This window comes from Lederbergia citrisecunda, assembly GCF_018343695.1.
Lineage (GTDB): Bacteria > Bacillota > Bacilli > Bacillales > Bacillaceae_C > Lederbergia > Lederbergia citrisecunda.
Genome location: NZ_JAGYPJ010000001.1, coordinates 259,253 through 279,030, shown reverse-complemented (window position 1 = coordinate 279,030; position 19,778 = coordinate 259,253). Strand labels below are relative to the sequence as shown.

Sequence of the window (19,778 nt, the reverse complement as noted above, 5' to 3'; positions counted from 1 at the left end):
AAGGGAACTCGATACTGTCTTGTGAGTTCCCTTGTTTCATTATGTTATTTTTAAAATGTATTAAGTAAGTATAGGCTTTATTTTCAATAACCCCACATTAACGGATGTCTCTATATAACCAACTATTTGATTAAACGTAAAAACATTAAGTTTTTCATTTAAAATTTCCTTATCGTACTCCATATCACCTAATACATAAGGAACGAGTTTTTCAACGTCTTTGGACTTAACCTCATCTAAATCTAAGATTGCAGGAAAATGACTAAACGTTTTTCTCAATTCATTTGTAAAACCATAGTGTTCTAATAATTTTCCATTTAGTAATCGAAAATCATTATGGTATAACTTATATAATCCTTCATCAGCATCCATTCTGTTCTTTAACCAAGAAAGATTAAAACCTCTTAGCCATATATCATCCGCAATTAAATGTGCACAATACCCCAATATATATAAATTTTTATTTTCTACTAGTGAACTATATTTATGTAAAAATCCTTTATAATCAACACTTCAAGTCTATTATATAATGGAAAAATTCTGATAAATAAAGTTATTCATAGGTTGTATGTATTGAGAACAGTCAACTTTCAACAATCATCGTAGAAACAGTATTGTCGTTATTTCGGTGCTTGATTTGGTCTAGAACAACGAGGTTTTTTTTCGTCACGCCTTTGAACCGATTTTCCTAGCCCTACAAGGTTAAATAATATCAGCCTATTCAGATTACTGTGTTTTTATATTTTTGTTGTGTTAGGGTTTAATATTTCAAGTTCTTTAGTAACAAAGTAACCGTTTTCTCTTATCAAGACATCATCTAGCCATATTTGCCCACCGCCGTAATCTGCACGTTGAATATATACAATATCCAAATGGATAGAAGACAGATTTGAATCCTTACATTGAACAGGGGCACTACCAATTGCCAAATGAATACTCCCCCAAATTTTTTCATCAAATAGAATATCGTTAATTGGCTCTGATATATTTGGGTTTAGACCAATACCAAATTCACCTATATATCTAGCACCTTCATCTATTTCTAAAATCTCCAAAAACTTTGCCGTATTATTTGCTTTTGCCTCAATTATTTTTCCATGTTCAAATGTTAATACGATATTATCAAATGTAGTCCCTCTAAAATTAACAGGACTATTAAATGATATCATTCCATTAAGAGAATGCTTGATTGGGACACAATAAACTTCACCGTCAGGAAGATTTTGCAGCCCGGCATCTTTTCTGACGGGCATTCCTTTAATGGACATCGTCAAATCAGTCCCTTCTCCCTTAATTCTCACTTTATCAGTTTTGCTTAAAAGATTAACCAAAACATCCATTTGCTCGGATAATTTCGAATAGTCTAGATTACATACGCTAAAGTAAAAATCCTCAAATTTTTCCGTTGACATCATAGCGCGTTGTGCTGCAGCAGGGGTAGGGTAACTCAAAATACACCATTTAGTTTTTGCCCATCGAGGTTCATGGACATGATGATAATAGACCTTCCAATATTGATCGATTTTTTCTGAAGGAACATCAGACAGTTCACTTTCGTTGGCATCTGCTCTAATTAGCACATATGCATCCATATCATTCATACGGACAAAATCATATGAGGCTAATCGTTCTAATTGTTCTAGTGAACTATTTATCAATTGTGTTCGAAGAATATCCTTATCCGTGAATATTACAAAAGGATAGGCGCCTACATTATAAGCTTCTAACATAATAGCTTTAGCCAATACGCTATCATGTCCTTCTACCTCAATTAACAATTTTTCTCCCTTTTGGAGATTTACAGAATATGTAGCAACATTCCTAGCAAGTTGCTCTATTCTTAGGTCTTTCATGGTATCCCTCCTATGCCTGAGAGTTAAAATGCCACATTGTGAGTTTTAATGTAAAAATATTTAATAAGGGGCTACTCAAAAGGCAGCCCCGATTAATCCTTGTTACTTTTACACTTAATGATTTGCTTGTTTCTACTCATCTTATTGTTTATTTGTCCTTATTTATCACTATCTTCTTTCAAAACAGGAGCCTTCCGATGTTTATTGGTCTGTTCGAAAGCGTAAGAAATTTTTAGTAAAATCTCCTCACTATATGCAGTACCTGTAAAAGACACACCAAACGGTTCTCCATTTGGAGTATATCCAGTAGGTACGATGACTGTAGGATAACCTGCTTTTGCGGCTATTTCAGAGCCTCTATCTCCTCCGAAGAAGATTGCATCTAAGTTATTTTGTTTTAAGGCAAAGTCAATTCCTTGATCTCGTGATAAGTATTGGTCTTTTTCCAATGCTTCAATATATTCTTTTTCTAATAGAGTGCCGCTCGTATCTTCAGAAGCGACCAACAGTTTTTGTCCGTATTTTAGCATTGCCTTCGGATGCTTGTAATTGAAGGCAATGACATCGGCCAGTGAACGAATTTTATTGTTAGGTGCTGTTGAACTTAAATATGTATTCAAGTCTGGTTTAAACTCGTAAAGTAATATTTCATAACCCCATTTTTCTTCTGCAGAGGGAATGACGATGTCTTCTACGATTTCAGCTCCAAGCTCCCGTAAGCAATGAATTGCGTCTTCAATCATCTTTATTTTGTGCTTATTCATTCTTTCAGAAAAAGGTTTTCCAGCAATACCAATCCGATAACCCTTCAAACTTTTTTCTGTTAATCCAGCAGCATAATCTATTCCGTTCCTTGCTGGATTTGTTAAAGTAGCTGGATCTTTTTCATCTAGACCTGCAATTGCTGTTAAAACATGGGCTGCATCTTTTACAGTCCTCGCCATTGGTCCTGGTGTATCTTGAGTATGGGCAATTGGAATGACACCACTTCTGCTTACGAGCCCAACTGTTGGTTTTATTCCAACGAGTGAATTTTTCAAGGATGGATTTAAAATCGATCCCGATGTCTCCGTTCCGATTGATGCAGCCGCAAAGTTTGCTGCAATCGCCGCTCCTGATCCAGAGCTAGAACCCCCTACATCAAATTCTCCGTACGGATTTAAGGTCTGTCCACCTCTTGAACTATATCCACTAGGCATCCCAAATGTCATAAAATTAGCCCATTCCGTCATATTTGTTTTTCCAAGTAAAATGGCCCCTGCTTCACGCAATTTAGCTGCTACGAACGAATCCTTCTCCGCACAATGACCATCAAGAGCAAGCGAACCGGCAGACGTATGCATTTTATCTCCAGTATCAAGATTATCCTTTAATAATATAGGAATTCCGTGCAGCTTACTTCTAGGACCCTTTTGAGCTCGTTCAACATCTAATGCCGCAGCAACGTGCAGCGCTTCAGGATTTACTTCTAATACTGATCTAATCGACTTGTCATAATGGGATATTCGATATAAATACATATGTACAAGATCAACAGATGTAATTTCCCTAGAATCTAATTTATCCTGCATATCCTCAATGGTTGCTTCGATTAACCATTCATCATGCAGCTTTTTCAACTTAGGATTTTGCATTATTCAATTCTCCTTTTCTACTATTTTTAAAACAAAAAAGCCGCTACTGAATAAAATGAGTGAGCTTATATAAAAAATAATGTCCAATGTAAATAAATCAATAATAAAGCCCCCAAGCATGACAGCAATTCCTGTAAAAATCGATGTCCAGAAATGGTATTTCCCGATAGCCCTTCCACGTTTTCCTCGTTCAGTAAAGTCAGCAAGCATCGCCTTTTCACTAGTCTTTTGTGTTGCTCCAATGACTCCGAGGATAATTTGCAGTCCATATACTTGCCATACGTCTGTTACAAGAGGGAAAAATAGTAATAATATCGCCATTCCCCAACTACCAATTAACAAAAATAGTTTTCTTCCTAATTGGTCCGACCATTTTCCTACAATAATATGGACAAGTGACGAACTGATCGTGAACAAACCATATGAAATACCGTACTGTAGAAAACCTCCACCAACTTCTTTAATAAAAATTAAATAAAACGGAAAAACGAGACTGCTTCCAAGAATAGCAATACTTTGCGATATTACGATCCATCTCATTTTCCATACTCCTCATAAAACTGGTTCATGAATCTCTCATCCGGATCATATTCTTTTTTCTTTTGAAAAAATTCGTCTGTCAGTGGGTATGCCTCCCTCATTTGTTCTTTCGTTGGATAATGGTAGTAAGGTAAATAATAAGACCCACCCATTTCAAGCGTCAAATCAATTATTTTTCTAATGACTTCCCCTGTCTTTTCTATTTCCTTCGCAGAAATTCCTTGATTAATGTAAAATACAAGCGCAAACATATCCTCTTTCGCATAGGAAAGAAAAGCCTCTTCGTTTTTTGGTACATGTCGGACTGTAATATTTAAAACGTTTAAATCATTTTCGGTTAATATCTCTCTTAATCTATCAACATATTCCGGAAAATCATCCACTGGGACAAAGTATTCCTGAAGGATATCTGTATCATTTTTTCCTTCATAATTTAAAAACTCAACTTCTGGACGCATGACATTATTTCTAGAAATAAATTTTTCTTTTCCCTCTTTAAACGCATGCTTTTGTACAAACCAAACGAAGTTTTTACCCCAATCAGAATTTCTTGAAAGTCCAAATGCAAATTTATTTCTACGGACATATTTTTCATCTACTAAATCAGTGTAATCTTCCAGCTTTTTCTCATCTGTTAAGGAATAATTCGTTACATACATTTCCGTTAAAAAGCTTTTTGGAGCAACGGATATCCTCGCGTTATGCATTTCAACATCACGGTAATTCAAAACTTTTTCTTTAAAGTATTCAGGGTAATCATGATAATCAATCCATTCATTGCTTACTTTATATAAAACGTCGTCTGTAAGCTCAATATCTACATCTAAAATAATTCCAAATAACCCATACCCTCCATTGACAAGTCGAAATAATTCTTCGTTTTCTGTCCTGCTGACATTTAATATGTCTCCATTTGCATTCATCAATCGAAAGGACAGGATGCTTTCAATTAATGGTCCAAAACGGATATCTCTTCCATGGACATTTACACTCATGGAGCCTCCAATCGTAAAAATATTAGGAGCCTGCATCGTTTTAATACATAGACCATAAGGATTAATCGTTTCCTGAACATCTGCCCAAGTAGCCCCGCTTTGAACGGTAATTAGTTTTTCTTCGGGATCTACCTTAATAACCTTGTTGTATGTAGTCATATCCAGGACAATTCCGTCCTTATAATATGTATGTCCCCCTTGGCTATGCTGTTTTCCAGCAATCGAAACCTTTAAGTTTTGCTCCTTTGCTTCTTGTAAAAGGTTCTTCATCTCTTCAACTTCCAGACCCTTTACTACTTCTTTAACTTTAATAGGAACTAAGCGACCAACATCACTCATTAAAGATTCGTCTTTTTCTTTATGGTGAAAGGAAAAAAGAAAAAACAAACAATAAATCACAATAAATAACACTATAAAAATGATTATATTTCTACGAGAAAGCATTTCTTCCCCCTTTCTATCCGTATATATTTTACCAGTTTTGTATGTATATGGGATGGTTTTATATATAATTGATTTACTTAGGGGGGATAAAAAATAGACAATATTATTGTGATCGCATTTTTTTCCATCATTATCATTGCTATGGCATTGGACTTTGCGAAAAATAGGACAAAACATCTTTTTAAAAGATTCGTTTTTTATAGCTTTATAATTTATTTGTTGAATGTGTCCTTCATCACTGCTGGGAGAATCATGATTCAACCAGATCGATCATGGGCAACAATTATTATCCAGTACATTCCGTTTTATTTCGTTTCCGACTGGATTGCCATGTATAGACTAAATGGTGCTGATTGGCTCTTTTGGAATTCTATTAAATTATCATTCTATAATTTGATAATGTTGGGTCCACTTGGAGTGTATTTATCGTTATTGTTTAATATTAATAACATAAAAAAGGTAGCCATCATTGTTTTCTTAACAAGTTTAACGATTGAGAGTTATCAACTCTCCTTTAGTTATTTTGGAATGATCATTCCGAGGAGCTTCGATGTAGATGATTTGATTTTAAACACTGCTGGTGGTGTCATTGGGTTTGCTTTAGGAGATCTAGCTAAAAAAGTGTATATTAAAACGACAAAGAACCAATATTTACAAAGTTAAGAAGAACCCAAAACGGATATGGGTTCTTCTTACACTTCAACCACTTTTAATTTTTCAATTTCCCTAGCCTTCAACTCTCTGCGCAAAATTTTACCACTAATTTTTGTCTTCGGTAATTCTTCTATTACTTCAATTTCTCGTGGAGCAGCGTGTGCCGCTAATCGATTACGCACAAAAATACGAATATCGGCTAATAATTCTGGGGATGTTGTATATCCTTTTTTCAGTACGATAAAGGCTTTTACAATCTCACCGCGGATGAAATCTGGCTTTCCGATGACTCCTGCTTCTGCAACTGCTGGATGTTCAATTAGTTTACTTTCCACTTCAAACGGTCCGATTCGTTCTCCAGAGGAATTGATCATATCATCGCTCCTGCCTTGGAAAAAGATATAGCTATCCTCATCTATTAATGCGAGATCACCAGACAAATACCAACCTGAACCGAAAGGAAAATAAGATGTATATTTTTCTTCGTTTTTCCATACTTCCTTCATGATGGCTGGCCACGTTCCTTTTATCGCCAGATGCCCGACTTCACCAACTGGTAGTTGATTTCCTTCGTCATCTAATATAGCAGTTTCAATCGTAGGGAACGATTTTCCCATGGATCCTGGCTTGATTGGTTCAGTGGGCAAGTTCACAATTAATTGTGCTCCTGTTTCAGTCATCCACCACGTGTCATGGATACGCAGTTTTAAATGTTCCACACTCCAGTAAATGACTTCAGGGTTTAGTGGTTCGCCGACACTTAAAATATGCCGGAGTGTACTGATATCATATCGTTGTAAAGTTTCAATCCCCTCAGCCATTAGCATCCTAAATGCTGTAGGAGCACTATACCAAACCGTCACACCTGTTTTTTCAATCGTTTCATACCAGCTGTCCGCATTGAAACGACCACCATGCAAAACAATCGTTGCCCGATTCAATAATGGAGCGAATATGCCATACACACAACCTGTCACCCAGCCGGGATGGGCAGTGCACCAATAAACATCATCCTCTTTTAAATCAAGAACCCATCGCCCTGTTATATATTGTTGAATCATCGCTCTATGTGCGTGTATAATTCCTTTCGGTTTTCCGGTCGAGCCACTCGTGTAATGGATATTCAACCCATCTTCAAGATCTACCCATTCAATTACGTCTTCCTTTACATCAGTTTGACGAAGCTCTTCTGGAATCGAAATAGCGTTAGCAGTAGTGCTATGCTGATCCGTTAGAAAAATCGTTGTTAAACTTGGTAAATCGTGCAGCGGGACACGTTGTAAATATTCTTCGTTTGTAATAAGGAATTTCCCTTCACAATCGGAGATTCGGTCTCGTATCGCTTCTTCCATAAATGCTTCAAAAAGTGGACCTACAATCGCTCCTAGTTTAATCGCCGCTAAAATAGCGATATGGCATTCTGGATGTTTTGGTAAAAATACGAATAAAAAGTCTCCCTTTTTTACTCCGTGCTTTTTTAAAACAACTGCCCATCGATCTGTCGCATCTTTCAATTCACGATAGTTTAATGACCATTCGCTATTTTCCGCGATGTAATGGAGTGCTTTTTTTTCACCAAACCCAGCTTCAACATGTCGATCAATACATTCATAAGCCATATTGACCTTCCCTGTTTTATGCCAGCTAAAATGTTTCTTAACTTCTTCCCAGTTAAACGGCTTACGTCCAACAAGATCGTTTTGTACGTTATAAGAACCTTCGTATGGAGGAATAATTAATTGTCTCGTCATAGTAGGGCCTCCTTCGAGTTACGATTTAAATCAAGTAGATTTAATATTTCAGCTTTTTTCTCCGCCAAAACCACATTTCCTCGTGACCGTGGTTTTGTTTGTTCAACCTCTATCTCTGCGTATAATTCACCAGGTTGCCCACGCAATATAAAAATCCGATCGCATAAATACAAAGCTTCATCTATATCGTGAGTAACGAGTATCATCGTTGTTTGTCTTTTTTTCCAAATGGATAATAATAAATCTTGAAGTTGCATTTTTGTAAAAGCATCTAAAGCACTGAATGGTTCATCTAATAGCAACACGTCCGGCTCGGTAATCAATGATCTGGCAATTGCCGTTCTTTGTGACATCCCACCGGATAAATCTTTAGGATAATGATTAGCGAATTCTTCTAGACCAACCAATTCTAATAATTCCTTTGCCAATTCTAGTTGCTGTCCCTTTTGAATGCCAAAGCAAATATTTTCATTAACTGTAAGCCATGGCATTAAACGCGGCTCTTGAAACATCATTCCTACCGTTTGCTCTGAATCTTTTTTTGCGAAGGAAAATCGCCCTTGATACTTCTCATCCAGTCCGGAAAGGACACGTAATAGCGTGCTTTTTCCGCATCCACTCGTACCAAGAATGCCGATTACTTCTCCCTCCTCAATGGAAAAGGTCACATTTCGAAAACCAGCTTTTCCTTCATTGAAAGTTCTCGTTATATTTTGTACGGCCAGCATTTCGAAGTCCTCCTTTAACGCTGATTAGAAAAGCTATCCTGCCAGCTAAGTGATTTTTTCTCGATATTTTTTAACAAAGAATCGGTCAGTTTGCCAATGACGGCAAATAATAAAATACTGGCAATTACTAAGTGCGGCGAGTACGTATTTTGACCGACGACTAATAAATAGCCTAATCCTTTGCTTGCTCCCATAATTTCTGCTGCGACGACAAACATCCAGCCAAGACCTAACCCGCTTCTCAGTCCTACTAAAAAGGATGGCAAGGATGCAGGTAAAATGATTTTTCTTAATGTTTGTGCAGAAGTAAATCCATATATTTTCCCAACTTCAATGAGTTTGCGATCAACACCTTGAATGCCTGAAACAATGTTTAAATATACTGGGAAAAATACACCAACAGCAATGAGAGTGACCTTTGACGACTCTCCAATTCCCATCCATAGGATAAATAAAGGGACCCAAGCTAAGGAAGGAATCGATCTGAATGCTTGAATCAATGGATCCATTAATTTTTCAAAGACAGTGAAATATCCGACAATTGAACCTAATATAAGTGCGGCAATTGTACCTAGAAAAAATCCTGCTCCTACTCGCAACAATGTCGTCCCAATATGTCCCCAAAGAGTACCAGCTGCTCCCATATTTATGATTTCATTTATGATTTTTGTTGGCGTTGGAAGGAGATGAGCTTCTATCAACCCAATCCTTCCTGCCACTTCCCATGTAATTAACAGAATCAGAGGGATAATGCCACCTAGTAACCAGTTCAAATTAAGTTTCGTTGATCGCTTTTTAAACTCTTTTGTTTTCGGCTTTTCCACCGCAATTTTTAATGATTCGCTTCTTCCATTCATGAAAAGCACCACCTTTTGCTCTTTAAGTTGTCTTTGTTTTTCTCCAAGAAGAAGTTTTATTTGAAATAGCTCGAATTAATTAAATCTCTGACGATTTTTTCAATATCCGCATTTCCCTCAACTAACCCTTCATTTTTTAAAACATCGCCTGCAGCAGTAATGGCAGCTATTTGCTCATCGCCAGGTTTAGAAGTGGAAAAATCATTGCGACCAATTTGAATTTTGGCAACTTCTATATCAATTTGCGCTTCTTTTGCTAAAATTTCAGCCGTTTCTTCCGGATGATCAATCGCCCACTGACGAGCTTTTTCATATGCTTCAATTACCTTTGTCACGTATTCTGGGTATTTTTCAGCAAATTCGGTCCGAACGTTTAACGTTCCATACGTATTAAAATCTGGGTTACGGAAAAATAAATTAGCTCCTGCTTCTTTTTCAACCCTTGCCATATGCGGATCAAGTCCTGCCCACGCAACTACTTCCCCAGAGAGGAGAGCCGCTGCACCATCCGCATGTTGGAGGTTAATAATTTCCACATCTTTTGCAGATAAGCCTTTATCTTCTAATGCACGCAATAAGAATATATAAGGATCTGTTCCAAGCGTTGCTGCTACCTTTTTCCCTTTCAAATCTTCAACACTATTAATCGAAGAATCTTTCGATACAAGTGCAGTCCATTCTGGCTTTGAGAAAATATAAACGGTTTGTATAGGAGAACCTTTCGCCTTTGCAAGAAGCGCAGCTGCTCCAGCAGATGAACCGAAGTCAACACTTTTTGAATTTAAAAACTCCAGCGCTTTATTGCTTCCTTGACTCAGTACAAATTCTACCTCTATTCCTTCTTTTTTAAATAAATCCTCTGCAAATCCTTTTTCTTTTAAAATGAGGCTCGTTGGTGAATAATACGCGTAATCCAAAATAATTTTTTTCGGTTTTCCATTTGCTCCACTTGCATTACTCGAGCACCCTGTTATTGTGAATAAAGCTAATAATAGAATAAAAAATCTAGTAAACGATGATTTCATTTTTGTTCCTCCAATTTTGATTAAAATGATAGATTTACTCGGTTTAATAAAAATAAGTTTGATCATTTTATCATTATAAACATCAAAAAGCCCCCTTCATAAGAAGAGGGCGAATTAATACGGTTCCTCCTCTTATCTTCCAGATCCATGATCTGTAGGATTTAGCACCTTTGCCAAACATAATGTTTGCAGGTTGCCGGGCTTCATAGGGCCTATTCCCTCCGCCACTCTTGATAAGAGATCGTAATTTAATTGTTTAAAGCACTAATACATTTCATTTGTAAAGTGAGTATAAAACACTTTATAAGATGTGTCAAACCCTTTTTTGAATAATTTACCTATCTTAATGATGTTTTAATTGCTGATAAAAGCTGATCTAAAATTTCTGTTTGATTTTCTATCCCAATTGATATGCGAACGACACGAGCATTTATTCCTAGTTTTACCTGTGCTTCTGACGGCAAATTGCGATGTGATGTCCCTGATGGATAGGAGACAGAGGTTTCAACCCCGCCCAAAGATGGAACAATTTTTATCCAGCCAAGTGAAGCAAAAAAGGTATGAACATTACAATTTGAAGAAAGTTCGATTGTTACGACTGCCCCATTTCCTTTTTCAGAAACTTTCTTAGGGTAGTATACTTTTTCAATATGTGTGCTTTGATTTAGTTGATCCGCAATAAACTGAGCATTCTTATTCTGTCTTTCCATTCGTAATGCAAGTGTTTTAATTCCTCGACAAGTAAGCCATGCTTCAAAAGGACTTAAATTTGCACCGAGGCTGATGACTTTTTGACGGGCAGATTGAATTAATTGCTCACTACCTACAATGACACCTGCTGATACATCACTATGACCACCTAGATATTTTGTAGCGCTGTGAACGACTAGGTCCACTCCGTCCAAATATGGCTGTAAAACATATGGAGTAGCAAAAGTATTATCGACCATCGTAGCTAAATTGAATTCTTTAGCCAAGTTAACGAGCATCTTGATATTTTCAGCACGCAGGAATGGATTAGTAATAGATTCTGTATATAATAGTTTAGTATTTTCGCGAATGGCGTCTCTAATCTCTTGTTCATTCGCAAATGAAACAAATGTGACATCAATCCCAAAGTTTTTTAATTCAGCATCCAATAGATGATATGTACCACCATATAAATCATCGCACGCCACAATATGATCACCATTTTTTGCAACGGCCAGAACACCTGCCAATATAGCAGACATCCCTGATGAAGAAGCAACTCCCGAATCTGCACCTTCTAAAGCAGCTACTGCAGAACCTAATTCATCTGTATTAGGATTGCCATATCGTGTATATAAGTATGGCGATTCGCCTTCAAAGTAACTCTCGAGTTCATCCAAATTTTTGAATGAAAATGAGGACGTTTGAAATATCGGAGTAGCCTTACTCGTAAAGTTGTTTTTATTTTTATGTGATTGGTGAACAGCTAATGTATCAAAGGAAACGTCCTTCACAGTATTTCACTCCAATGTCGAATTTTAATATTGCGATTATACTTTTAATTTTCAGTGATGTCAAAATTGTTTAGTTTTTAGACACTCGAACAATTAATAGAAATAGATAAAAATATACATAATATGATATACGAAAAAGAGGCTAATTGACTTTTGTGTCAAATTGCCCCTTTTTCGGCCAGCACCGCTTTTCTTTTCACCACTTATTTATTTCACGTCGTTCTTTTTTGGCATTTCCTTTTTTGGAAGATCTCTTGCGAAGCTCGGCTTCCACATCCTCTAAAGCTACTCCTTGTTCGGCAAGGAGTACGAGGCAATGATATAGTAAGTCACTTGTTTCGTTTACTAATTCTTCTTTGTCATTATTTTTTGCCGCAATAATGACTTCTCCCGCCTCTTCGATAAGCTTTTTGGCGATTTTATCTATTCCTTTTGTAAACAAGTAATTCGTATATGAGCCCTCAACAGGCGTCATTTTCCGTTCTTGGATTTCCTCCATTAAATCAGCATAAATCGTTTGATTTTCACCTTGAACTTCACTTGCATCTTCGCCTTCTAGCTCTACGGATTTGAAAAAGCATGTTCTCTCTCCAGTATGACACGCTGGTCCTAACGGATCCACCTTTATTAAAAGAGTATCTCCGTCGCAATCATATTGGATGGATTTTACGATTTGCTTGTTTCCTGAAGTAGCTCCCTTGTTCCAATATTCATTTCTGGAGCGTGAATAAAACCATGTTTCTTTCGTTTCTACGGTTTTATTAAAGGCCGTCTCATCCATATAAGCCAGCATAAGGACTTCTTGAGACTGATTATCTACAATAATTGCAGGAAGGAGTCCTTTGGAAAAATCAAGCTTCACTTACGTCAACTCCCCGTTCCTTACAAAGTGCTTTTACCTCGCCAATAGTAACAATAGCTTCGTGAAAAATGGAGGCCGCTAAAGCAGCATCTACATTTGTTTTTTCAAACACTTCCACAATATGTTCTGCATTTCCACAGCCACCGGACGCAATGACAGGAATACTAACTGTATCAACAATCGCTTTCGTGAGTGCTAAATCATAGCCATCCTTCACACCGTCACGATCAACACTTGTTGGTAAAATGGATCCTGCACCAAGTTCTTCAAGCTTTTTGCTCCATTCAATTGCATCGATACCTGTATCCTTTAATCCCCCGTGAGTCATTACATGCCATGAGCCATCAGGAAAAAGTTTTGCATCCACTGCTGCTACAATACACTCAGAGCCAAATTTCTCAGATGCTTCAGAAATAAGTTCAGGACGTGCAACTGCAGCAGTATTAATTCCTACTTTGTCTGCCCCAGCATTTAAAATTTGTTCGATATCTTCTAACGTACGAATGCCGCCTCCTACGGTAAACGGAACTGTTACTTTTTCAGCAACTCTTTTGACAACATCTACGATTGTATCGCGGCCTTCTGTTGTTGCGGAGATGTCTAAAAATACCAATTCATCTGCACCGTTTTCGCAATAGGATTTAGCCATTTCAACAGGGTCTCCCATTTCGCGCATACCTTCAAAATTGATACCTTTCACGACTTTTCCGTCTTTTACATCTAAGCATGGAATAATTTTCTTTGTTGTCATAAAGCACCACCCCTTAATTTAATTGTGCCTTCATACATCGCTTTTCCAACGATTGCCTCATTAATTCCAATTGCAGCTATAGCATCTAAATCTTCCTGGTTTCTAATTCCACCTGAAGCAATAATGTCACATTTAACTGCATCATTGATTTTCTTTAGTTGTTCAAGATTGGGTCCTTGCATCGTACCGTCTTTAGAAATATCAGTGAACACTATGCGTTTAACTCCAAGTTCTTCCATTTCCTTTGCGAATTCAATATAATCGACATCCGTTTCAGTTTCCCAACCGCTAACAGCTACTTTTTCATTTTTCGCGTCAATTCCGATTACAATATGGTCGCTATAACTTGCTAAGGCATCTTTTACAAATTGTGCATCCTTCAATGCAGCCGTACCTAAAATAACTCGCGTAACACCAGCTTCAACATAAGCTTTTACTGTCTCAATTGAACGAATTCCGCCACCAATTTGTATCGGAACAGTGCTAATCGAACAAAGTTTCGTAATTAGCTCGATTTGATCGGGTTTTCCAGAGCGAGCTCCATCCAAGTCAACGATATGAATGATTTCCGCCCCATCTTCAATGAACGTTTTCAGTTGGGACTCAGGGTCCCTTCCCACCTGAGTTGTTTTATTAAAATCTCCTCGATAAAGCCTTACGCATTTTCCATTTATTAAATCCATCGCAGGTAATATTTTCAATTTGTAGCCCCCTGATACAACCATTTGCATTAACATGATGCTTGATTTGAATTACGCACACTCATCGTTTACTCAATCAAACCCTTCGTCGAATTAACCCCTTTAATAGTAGGATCAATTCGAATGGCTTCTGCCAATGCACGGCCAACTGCTTTAAATATCGCCTCAATTTTATGGTGGGTATTCTCTCCATACAGTACGCGAACATGTAAAGTGATGCCGGCATTAAAAGCAAATGCTCTGAAGAATTCTTTAACTAATTCAGTGTCAAAATTTCCGAGTGATTGCGTTTGAAATTCTCCTTCAAATTGAAGGAACGGTCGCCCGCTAATATCGATTGCAGCAAAACCAAGCGTTTCATCCATTGGGACGTAAGAAGATCCATAGCGGACAATTCCTTTTTTATCTCCTAATGCTTCACGAATGGCTTTTCCGAGTACGATTCCCGCATCCTCCACTGTATGGTGGCTGTCGATATGTAAGTCACCATCTACCTTTAATGTCAAACCAATTCGGCCATGTCTGGCGAATGCATCCAACATATGGTCAAAAAATCCGACTCCAGTTTGAATGTCTACAACGGATGGATCATCCAACCGGCACTCGAGTTCAATTTTTGTTTCTAATGTTTCTCTCTTATTAGATGCGCTTCGCATACATCTCACTCCATTCATTTAATGCAGCACGGAGCTTCGCATGTTCTTCCTTCGTTCCTGCAGAAATCCTAACTGCCTTCATTGTTTCATCATTAAAAAAGCGAATCTTGATTTTACTTTCATAAAGGAAATCAGCTAAAGCCTTAGCATCATTCATTTTAATTAGAAAGAAATTAGTATGACTTGGGAATAACTTAGCACCTACAATTTTGCGAATAAATTCATTTAACATTTCCTCTAGCTCAGCAATTTGATTTAGCTGCACTAATAAAAATTGATCCAATACATTAGGATTTTCCAATAATTGTGCACCAATTTGTGCAGAAATTGTATTCACGTTGTAAGGAGGCTTAATGCAACTAATTCCTTCAATGATTTGATCATTCGCAATCAAGAATCCAAGCCTTAACGCAGCCATCCCCATTGCTTTCGATGCAGTTCTTAATATAATAAGATTTCCATAATTCAATACTGTTTTTGCAAAAGGAGACTCGCCTGCAAAATCGATGTAAGCTTCATCTAGTACAAGGACACCTTCCACTTGACGAAGTGCCAAAATTAGTTCCTCAATTTCTTCTTTTGAATAAAGTTGACCCGTTGGATTATTTGGGTTCGATAGGAACAGTAGCTTTGGTTTTCTTGCTTTAATTTCCTCCAAAACTTTCTCCAAAGGTAGTGAAAAATCATCATTTAAGGAAATGCGGTTTACTTCTGCTCCCATAATGACAGCATTTTTCTCATACATTGAAAAATCAGGCTCTAGGACAACCACTACATCATCTGGGTTTAAAAAATATTGGGCAATGATTGAAATTAATTCGTCAGATCCATTCCCGGCTAATATATTGTTAGCAGGGAAACCGCTGAATTTCGAGTATGCTTTGACAAGATTCTCAGAGCTTTCAGCAGGATAACGATTTATTAGTGTTTCCTGTAATTTTCCAAGATCTACTGATGACAATAAACTCATAAATGCCTCATTATTATCGAGTCTGATCATGTCAAACTCTGGTTTTACTTTATAGGGCGATAAACCTTGAAGAGCTTTTCTCATTTTTCCAGCCTCACTTTCACGGCACGAGCATGCCCATCCAATTGTTCTTCGGTAGCAATTTTTTCAATATATGGTGCTGCACTACGTAGAGCCTCTTCGGAATAATACACAAAAGTCGTTTTCTTCACGAAATCATCTACTGAGAGCCCTGAGGAGAATCTTGCAGTTCCTGAAGTTGGCAATATATGATTAGGGCCGGCGAAATAATCACCAACAGGTTCTGGAGTGTAGCTTCCAATAAATACGGAGCCGGCATTTTTCACCTTACTTAAATATTGAAGAGCATTTTCGACTTGAATTTCTAAATGTTCAGGTGCAAGGGCATTGACCAATTGAAATGCTTCATCTATAGAACGAACGACAACCGCAGCTCCTTCATTCATAAGAGAAGCTTGAGCGATTTCTTTTCTCGGCAACTCAGCACATTGCCTTTTTACCTCAGCCAATGTTTCTTCTACTAATCGTTCAGATGTAGAGAAAATAAAAGCTCGTGCTTTTTCATCATGTTCTGCCTGTGCGATCAGATCTGCCGCAACGAACTTAGGATTTGCTGTTTCATCAGCAATGATTGCTACTTCAGATGGTCCGGCAATCATTTCGATTCCGACATCACCAAAAACTAACGACTTAGCTGCTGCTACATACGCATTTCCCGGACCAACAATTTTATCAACAGGCTCTATTTCTTCAGTTCCATATGCTAAAGCAGCAATAGCCTGACTGCCCCCTATTTTATAAATCTTGTGGACTCCTGCAATATCAGCAGCTACCGATAAAATTGGCGTAATCGAACCGCCACCACGGGCAGGTGTTGCCATCACAATCTCTCGCACACCAGCTAAAACAGCCGGAATTGTATTCATTAAAACAGATGAAGGATAGACCGCTGTTCCGCCCGGTACATATACCCCAACACGATCTATTGGACGAAAAAGTTGTCCCGAGATAATGTCGTCTGTCATCTCCATCATTCTTGATTGCTGTAATTGTTTTGAATGAAACTTTTGAATATTATCTGCAGCTTTTTTCAACGCTTCAATCAATTCTTCTGGAACTTGTTTCCATGCCTCTTTTCTTTCTTCATCCGAAACTTCCCACTTTTCAGGAATTCCACCATCAAATTTCAATGTATATTCCTTTAACGCAGTTTCTCCGTTATTCCTAACGTTTTCCAACACTTCTTTGACAGTAGTTAACACTTCATCTTCAAACGCTTGTTTTTTTGTTTTCCTCGAAATAAATGCTGTAATGAATTGTTCGGGAGTATAAACAGGAATCATATTATCGCCTCCTCTACGCGGAACGAATCGATTAATGGAGTCAGAATGGATCTTTTTAATTTCAATGAGTTCCGATTCGCTATTAAGCGTGCTGATATAGTCAACATTTCTTCCTTCACGACAAGCCCATTTTCTTTTAACGTATTCCCAGTCTCAACAATGTCGACAATATCATCTGCTAGTCCGAGAAGGGGAGCCAATTCTACGGAGCCTTCAAGCTTCACGATGTCGACAGATTTTCCTTGATCACGGAAATATTTAGTCGTGATATTCGGATATTTCGTCGCAATCCGCTGCTTTTTTAGAGGTGTCAAATTTGAAGGTTCTCCTGCAATTGCAAATCTACATTTTCCGAATGGAAACGGTAATAGATCGAATACATCTGGTTGGACTTCTAATAAAATATCCTCGCCTACAACACCCAGATCCGCAATTCCATACTCAACATAAGTCGCTACATCAGTGCCTTTTGCAAAAATGGCAAAAAAATCATCTGTTTCAACTTGTAGTTTTCGGCCTTTATCGAGCAAAGGGTTCACATCATAATTCCGTTCTTTTAAAAATTGGATAAATTGCTTCTCCAACCTTCCCTTTGTCAACGCAATAACTGGTTTCATCTTTCAATCACCTTAAACTCTCCATTCAATTTCTTAATTTCGTATACCATATCATAATCTCGAATATTTACAGGTTCAGCCTGGACATCTACTATACAATTTTGAAATGATTTCCTAACATTTTCAGCAAATGCTAGTGATTCTTCATTCGCAATGATGCAGACCTTTTCTAATGAATCTGATTCTTGTACTTGTGCAGCTAGTACCTCGACTTCAAGGGCAACCCCGACTGCAGAAATACTTTTGCCAAATTGTTCATATAAACGATCATAACGACCTCCGGAAAAGCAGACCGCTCCCGAACTTTGTAAAAATCCTCGGAACATCAAGCCTGAATAATACGGAAGATTTTTCACTCTTCCAAGATCCACAAGAATTTCTCCACTACCAGATTGCTTTAAAATATTGGCTAGCTTTTTAATGTGCTGTAAAGTACCAAGCACATTCTCTCGATTTTTCCATCTTTCTTCATATTCAGCAATGATATCAATTGGCCCGAACGCATCAACGAGTGATGCAAGCTCTGCCGCTTTCTCTTTATCGCTATAGCTAATTGCAATTTGATATACTTCATCTTTTTTCTTATCATGCATAGCTTGTCTTAATCGCTCTGCATCACCCTTCGATAATTGCAACTCTGCAACGAGACTTTCATAAATTTCAGTATGGCCCAGTTCAATCACACATGTGCCAACTCCACTTTCCATTAAGAAAGACTGCGCCATCAGCAGACATTCACTTTCTCCCATCAACTCTGGATAATGAAGGATTTCTACACCAATTTGATGATATTCAACTCCAGGCATATTCCGTTTAAAAATAGAACCTTGATACGCCCATTTTTGCGGCTTCTTTTCTTGAGAGGATAATGCTCGGGCTATGGCTGTCGTCCAATCAGGGCGAAGTACTTCAATTTCTCCCTCTCCATTAAACCACTTCATCATATCTTGTAACTTCATATCAATAAATTCATTCGTAAAAGTCGAAGCATATTCTATGACAGGTGTTGATATAGGCTTATATCCTCTCATTTTAGTCACTTTTCTAAACTTCTCCATAACATGAAAACGATTATTAAGAGAAATCCCCATTTCATCTTTACTTCCGGCCGGTAAAAACAATTTCGATCACTTCCCGACTCTTTAGTTCGTTATCACTCTATCGAACTAAAGGATTTTTAATTTTCTACAACTATATCATAAATCAAAAGTGTGCACAAGCATAATTTTCCCCATGAAAAAAAGGAGCATGATTTGCTCCTTTCGGTTTGTAGATAAAATTATGACTAAGCAATCTCACACTAATTGACATGAGGTTTCTTCATTGATTATGTGGATTTATGTAAGGGTTAGTGCAAAGGTTAATCTGTGGGAAAACCTTTTGCAGTTACGAATGTATGTGGATTTCTAGGGGATACGAAAAATACCTTTTAAAGAAGAGGATTGACGAAAAGCAATCAACCCTCTTATAAACTGTCTTTCTTTTACTTCAATAGATTGGATATATCTTTTTCTAAAATCGGCATATTCAATGAAAAATAAGAATCATTAATTTCTATTTCATCATCTAGAAAAGTTATATAAAATTCTTTGTTGTCACAATAAAGAACAGAGGCATATACAAAGCCCTTTGTTTTTTCATGATTTTTAATTTCTTTATATTCCCTTTCATTTAAAAGATGAATAAATTGTTGTATTTTTTCTTTTTCAGTAATACTATATCGTTTCCCATTTCTTCCATCAACAATTTCTATTTTAGATACAGATATATCACCAACGATTTCCATAAAATCTTTACTTGTACTTGTCTGAGAGCATCCACAAATAAATAAAATGACTATAGATATCAATACTATTGTGGAGTTTTTCATTTTGGTCTTCCTTGATTTATGA

20 protein-coding genes and 1 riboswitch are annotated in these 19,778 nt (G+C 37.3%); of the genes, 1 reads left to right on the top strand and 19 read right to left on the bottom strand.

Going from position 1 to position 19,778, the window contains the following annotated elements:
* Positions 1-60 precede the first annotated feature (60 nt).
* From KHA93_RS01315 to KHA93_RS01295, 5 genes are all read right to left on the bottom strand, one after another.
* Positions 61-447 (bottom strand): hypothetical protein, encoded by a 387-nt coding sequence (locus KHA93_RS01315; protein WP_233711011.1) that lies wholly within the window; start codon positions 445-447, stop codon positions 61-63.
* 290 nt (positions 448-737) lie between these two features.
* Positions 738-1,853: an aminopeptidase gene (locus KHA93_RS01310; protein ID WP_213109071.1), complete on the bottom strand. Its 1,116-nt coding sequence runs from the start codon at positions 1,851-1,853 to the stop codon at positions 738-740.
* Between the two features lie 158 nt (positions 1,854-2,011).
* Positions 2,012-3,487, bottom strand: a complete 1,476-nt coding sequence (locus KHA93_RS01305) for an amidase family protein (protein WP_213109070.1) — start codon at positions 3,485-3,487, stop codon at positions 2,012-2,014.
* Between the two features lie 3 nt (positions 3,488-3,490).
* Positions 3,491-4,027: an MFS transporter gene (locus KHA93_RS01300; RefSeq protein WP_213109069.1), complete on the bottom strand. Its 537-nt coding sequence runs from the start codon at positions 4,025-4,027 to the stop codon at positions 3,491-3,493.
* The gene (locus KHA93_RS01295; protein ID WP_213109068.1) at positions 4,024-5,466 is read right to left on the bottom strand and encodes an FAD-binding oxidoreductase; all 1,443 of its coding nucleotides are present in this window, start codon (positions 5,464-5,466) and stop codon (positions 4,024-4,026) included. Before KHA93_RS01295 ends, KHA93_RS01300 begins: the two co-directional genes overlap by 4 nt.
* A gap of 108 nt (positions 5,467-5,574) precedes the next feature.
* Between KHA93_RS01295 and KHA93_RS01290 the strand changes: the two genes are divergently transcribed.
* Positions 5,575-6,129, top strand: coding sequence for a VanZ family protein (locus tag KHA93_RS01290; RefSeq protein ID WP_349772242.1), 555 nt, complete (start codon positions 5,575-5,577; stop codon positions 6,127-6,129).
* A gap of 29 nt (positions 6,130-6,158) precedes the next feature.
* Here the strand turns inward: KHA93_RS01290 and acsA are convergent, their stop codons facing one another.
* The 14 genes from acsA to KHA93_RS01220 all read right to left on the bottom strand — a co-directional run bounded on the left by acsA (position 6,159) and on the right by KHA93_RS01220 (position 19,756).
* Positions 6,159-7,871, bottom strand: a complete 1,713-nt coding sequence (gene acsA, locus KHA93_RS01285) for an acetate--CoA ligase (RefSeq protein WP_213109067.1) — start codon at positions 7,869-7,871, stop codon at positions 6,159-6,161.
* The gene (locus KHA93_RS01280) at positions 7,868-8,599 is read right to left on the bottom strand and encodes an ABC transporter ATP-binding protein (RefSeq protein WP_213109066.1); all 732 of its coding nucleotides are present in this window, start codon (positions 8,597-8,599) and stop codon (positions 7,868-7,870) included. The genes acsA and KHA93_RS01280 overlap by 4 nt, the downstream gene beginning before the upstream one ends.
* 14 nt (positions 8,600-8,613) lie before the next feature.
* Complete coding sequence (locus tag KHA93_RS01275; protein WP_213109065.1) at positions 8,614-9,456, bottom strand: ABC transporter permease; 843 nt, start codon at positions 9,454-9,456, stop codon at positions 8,614-8,616.
* A 56-nt stretch (positions 9,457-9,512) separates the two neighbouring features.
* Entirely contained in the window at positions 9,513-10,481 is a 969-nt protein-coding gene (locus KHA93_RS01270; RefSeq protein WP_213112720.1) for an aliphatic sulfonate ABC transporter substrate-binding protein, read from the bottom strand.
* A 129-nt stretch (positions 10,482-10,610) separates the two neighbouring features.
* A riboswitch (SAM riboswitch) is annotated at positions 10,611-10,721 on the bottom strand.
* Between the two features lie 98 nt (positions 10,722-10,819).
* Entirely contained in the window at positions 10,820-11,965 is a 1,146-nt protein-coding gene (locus tag KHA93_RS01265; protein ID WP_213109064.1) for a trans-sulfuration enzyme family protein, read from the bottom strand.
* Between the two features lie 196 nt (positions 11,966-12,161).
* Complete coding sequence (gene hisIE, locus KHA93_RS01260; RefSeq protein WP_213109063.1) at positions 12,162-12,827, bottom strand: bifunctional phosphoribosyl-AMP cyclohydrolase/phosphoribosyl-ATP diphosphatase HisIE; 666 nt, start codon at positions 12,825-12,827, stop codon at positions 12,162-12,164.
* Positions 12,817-13,578, bottom strand: coding sequence for an imidazole glycerol phosphate synthase subunit HisF (gene hisF, locus KHA93_RS01255; RefSeq protein ID WP_213109062.1), 762 nt, complete (start codon positions 13,576-13,578; stop codon positions 12,817-12,819). Before hisF ends, hisIE begins: the two co-directional genes overlap by 11 nt.
* A complete protein-coding gene (gene hisA, locus KHA93_RS01250; protein ID WP_213109061.1) occupies positions 13,575-14,279 on the bottom strand; it encodes a 1-(5-phosphoribosyl)-5-[(5-phosphoribosylamino)methylideneamino]imidazole-4-carboxamide isomerase in 705 nt (234 codons plus the stop codon). The genes hisF and hisA overlap by 4 nt, the downstream gene beginning before the upstream one ends.
* A gap of 68 nt (positions 14,280-14,347) precedes the next feature.
* Positions 14,348-14,935, bottom strand: a complete 588-nt coding sequence (hisB, locus tag KHA93_RS01245) for an imidazoleglycerol-phosphate dehydratase HisB (RefSeq protein WP_213109060.1) — start codon at positions 14,933-14,935, stop codon at positions 14,348-14,350.
* Positions 14,919-15,989, bottom strand: a complete 1,071-nt coding sequence (hisC, locus tag KHA93_RS01240) for a histidinol-phosphate transaminase (RefSeq protein ID WP_213109059.1) — start codon at positions 15,987-15,989, stop codon at positions 14,919-14,921. The genes hisB and hisC overlap by 17 nt, the downstream gene beginning before the upstream one ends.
* Positions 15,986-17,269, bottom strand: a complete 1,284-nt coding sequence (gene hisD, locus KHA93_RS01235) for a histidinol dehydrogenase (RefSeq protein ID WP_213109058.1) — start codon at positions 17,267-17,269, stop codon at positions 15,986-15,988. Before hisD ends, hisC begins: the two co-directional genes overlap by 4 nt.
* Complete coding sequence (gene hisG, locus KHA93_RS01230) at positions 17,266-17,886, bottom strand: ATP phosphoribosyltransferase (RefSeq protein ID WP_213109057.1); 621 nt, start codon at positions 17,884-17,886, stop codon at positions 17,266-17,268. Before hisG ends, hisD begins: the two co-directional genes overlap by 4 nt.
* Positions 17,883-19,007, bottom strand: a complete 1,125-nt coding sequence (locus KHA93_RS01225) for an ATP phosphoribosyltransferase regulatory subunit (RefSeq protein ID WP_213109056.1) — start codon at positions 19,005-19,007, stop codon at positions 17,883-17,885. Before KHA93_RS01225 ends, hisG begins: the two co-directional genes overlap by 4 nt.
* A gap of 362 nt (positions 19,008-19,369) precedes the next feature.
* Positions 19,370-19,756 carry a hypothetical protein gene (locus KHA93_RS01220; protein ID WP_213109055.1) on the bottom strand — a complete coding sequence of 129 codons (387 nt, stop codon included), beginning with the start codon at positions 19,754-19,756 and terminating at the stop codon, positions 19,370-19,372.
* Positions 19,757-19,778 lie beyond the last annotated feature (22 nt).